The 751-nt window shown below is 29.0% G+C and carries 1 protein-coding gene; it reads right to left on the minus strand.

What is annotated here, in order from left to right; genetic code table 11:
• Positions 1 to 107 precede the first annotated feature (107 nt).
• The coding region (locus MBORA_RS11025; RefSeq protein ID WP_248845825.1) for a transposase at positions 108 to 751 on the minus strand (644 nt) is incomplete at its 5' end.

Raw genomic sequence — 751 nt, forward strand, 5'->3', positions numbered from 1 at the left:
CGTGTTTGAAGTTGGATTTGAGTGGTATTTGGTCTGATGCTTTTATTTCTTCGTTTATGCATTCTCTTATTTTATTGGTGTCGTAAGCTTTGTCTGTTATTATGTATTTAATGTTGTATTTTTTTTAAGCTTCTTATTGATGCTATTGCGAATTGTGTGTCGTGTTTTGGGCCTTTTAATGCTTGTGAGTAAAGGATTATTTTTGTATCTATGTCGACTGCAATATGGCATTTGGTGTAGCTTTTTCTTTCTTTGCCTTTTATTTGTGCATAATATTTATCTGCGTAGTCATTAGTAAATCCTGTGCCATCAAGAGCAGCTGTTGTGGGTTTAATTTCTAAATGTTGAATTATTTGTTCTGTTATTCTTTCAAACATGTTTGTTGGCATTCTTTTAAAGAATTTCTGGATTGTTGAGTAATCGGGAGCCTTTTTAATCTTGAGATATTTTCTTAATGCGTCTGAAAATGATATAAAATCCATTATTTGGCGATAAGTCATTTTTAAGTAAATCTTTAAAGCAATAATTGTGAATAATGCTGGTTGAGAGTATAATTTCTTAGAATATTTGCACGAATAATTGTTTAAAGCAATTTTAGCATAATTATAACAATATTCAATGAATTTTATCAATTCATTATGCTTATTATCTGTTTTACATGCGTTTTCATATTTTTTGAAAAATTTTTTTGTCTGCTTTTTAAAGCCAAAATCCAAAAGACTTTTATGCTCTGAAAACCTAAGTATACTTG

It is taken from the genome of Methanobrevibacter oralis (assembly GCF_001639275.1).
Lineage (GTDB): Archaea > Methanobacteriota > Methanobacteria > Methanobacteriales > Methanobacteriaceae > Methanocatella > Methanocatella oralis.